The sequence below is a fragment of the Nocardioides sp. CPCC 206348 genome (assembly GCF_048654705.1).
Classification (GTDB): Bacteria; Actinomycetota; Actinomycetes; order Propionibacteriales; family Nocardioidaceae; genus Nocardioides.
Window position 1 is genome coordinate 49,799 of sequence record NZ_JBMCZA010000211.1, and the last position, 2,174, is coordinate 51,972.

Genomic DNA, 2,174 nt, shown 5'->3' on the forward strand with positions numbered 1-2,174 from the left:
GGTGCCCGGTTAGCATCACCTGATGCCTTTGCCCTCGGAGATCACGGACTTCACTTCGCCGCCGGCGCCGTCGGGCGCGGATCCGTGGGTGGATGGGGCGGCTCCGGAGACCGGCATCTCCCTGGCGTCGTACGACGACCGGTGGCCGGGTGACTTCGAGCGGCTCGCCGCGCTGGTCCGTGGGGCGCTCGGGTGGCGGGCGCTGCAGGTCGAGCATGTCGGGTCGACGTCCGTGGTCGGTCTTCCTGCGAAGCCGATCATCGACGTGGACCTCGTCGTGGCGGACCCGGCGCGCGAGGCGGACTACGTGCCGGCACTGGTGGCTGCGGGCTTCGTGCTGCGGGTGCGCGAGCCGTGGTCGTGGGAGCACCGGATGCTGCGGCACCAGGACCCGTTCTGCAACCTGCACGTCTTCGGTCCGGCGGCCCCCGAGCCGGTCCGGCACCGGTTGTTCCGGGACTGGTTGCGGGGCAATCCTGACGACCTCGCTCGCTATCGCGATGCCAAGACCGCGGCGGCCGCGGCGGCGAACGCTGCGGGCGAGCACACCATGCAGTACAACGCCAGGAAGCAGGACGTGATCCGCGAGATCTACGACCGTGCCTTCCGTGCGGCCGGCCTGCTGGACGCCTGACGGACCCGTGGGGCCCGTGCCGCCGGCTCCTGAGACAATCGGGGGGTGAGCGACAACACCCCGATGAGCACCGACGTCCTCGTCGTGGGCGCCGGCCCGGCCGGATCGGCTGCGGCCGCCTGGGCCGCTCGTTCGGGTGCCGACGTCCTCCTCGCGGACGCCGCGATCTTCCCGCGCGACAAGACCTGCGGCGACGGCCTGACGCCGCGCGCGATCGGCGAGCTGGACCGGCTCGGCCTGCGCGACTGGGTGCGCTCGCACACCGTCAACCAGGGCCTGCGGGCACACGGCTTCGGCCAGACCCTGCACCTTCCGTGGCCGGGCGGCAACCTCCCCGACTGGGGGAGCGCGGTGGCCCGCACCGAGCTCGACGACCACCTGCGCACCACGGCCCTGAAGTCCGGTGCCACTGCCCTGGACGGCGCCCGCGCGGTCGACGTACGCATGGACGGGGACCGGGTTGCTGCGGTCGTGTTTCGAGGCTCGCAAGCTCGCACCTCAACAACCGACAACACCTTCGAGGTCGCCTGCAAGCGCCTCGTGGTCGCTGACGGCGTGCGCTCGCCCCTCGGCAAGGTCCTGGGCCGTGAATGGCACCGCGACACGGTCTACGGCGTCGCGGGACGCGCGTACGTGACGTCGACCCGCTCCGACGACCCGTGGATCAGCTCGCACCTGGAGCTCCGTGGCGAGCAGGACGAGATCCTGTCCGGCTACGGCTGGATCTTCCCGCTCGGCAAGGAGAGCGGCGAGGTGAACCTCGGCGCCGGCACCCTGGCCACCGCCAAGCGCCCGACCGACGTGGCGATCAAGCCGCTGATGAAGCTGTACGCCGACCGCCTCCGTCAGGAGTTCGGCCTCGGCGAGGAGCTGCGCGCCCCGACGTCGGCCCTGCTGCCGATGGGTGGCGCGGTGTCGAACGTCGCCGGTCGCAACTGGGCCCTGATCGGCGACGCCGCCGCCTGCGTGAACCCGCTCAACGGTGAAGGCATCGACTACGGCCTCGAGACCGGCCGGGTGATCGCCGACCTGCTGGCCGACACGCCCGACATCGACCTCAGCCAGGCCTGGCCGGCGCTGCTGCGTGAGCACTACGGCGAGTCCTTCTCCGTCGCGCGCCGTCTCGCGGGCCTGGTGACCGTCCCACGCCTGCTCCCCGCGCTCGGCCCGATCGGGATGCGCTCGGACCTGCTGATGACCCTGGCGCTGCGCTGGATGGGCAACCTGGTGACCGACGAGGACCGCGACCGTTCCGCGCGTGTCTGGCGTTGGGCCGGCCGTCGTTCGCTCGCCCGCGACGCACGTCCCCCCTTCTCCTGAGCGCGAGTTGGGGTTTGTCACCCCCGAGTTGTGCGTTGTCGACGCCTCGGCGGTGACAAACCCCAAGTCGGCGGTGACAAACCCCAAGTCGGCGGTGGCTAGGGTGGTGGACATGGGTCAGCGGGTGCAACGGTTGGCGGCCTACGCCGTGATCGTCCGCGACGACCAGATCCTGCTCTCGCGGCTCTCGGAGAAGGTCACCACGAAGGAGCTCTGGTCG

The 2,174-nt window shown here is 71.4% G+C and carries 2 protein-coding genes; both read left to right on the forward strand.

The features are described 5' to 3' along the window. Window positions 1-22: 22 nt before the first annotated feature. Window positions 23-634 (forward strand): GrpB family protein, encoded by a 612-nt coding sequence (locus ACOADB_RS21970; RefSeq protein ID WP_378603588.1) that lies wholly within the window; start codon window positions 23-25, stop codon window positions 632-634. Between the two features lie 45 nt (window positions 635-679). Next, a complete protein-coding gene (locus ACOADB_RS21975; RefSeq protein WP_378603591.1) occupies window positions 680-1,954 on the forward strand; it encodes a geranylgeranyl reductase family protein in 1,275 nt (424 codons plus the stop codon). Window positions 1,955-2,174: the final 220 nt, after the last annotated feature.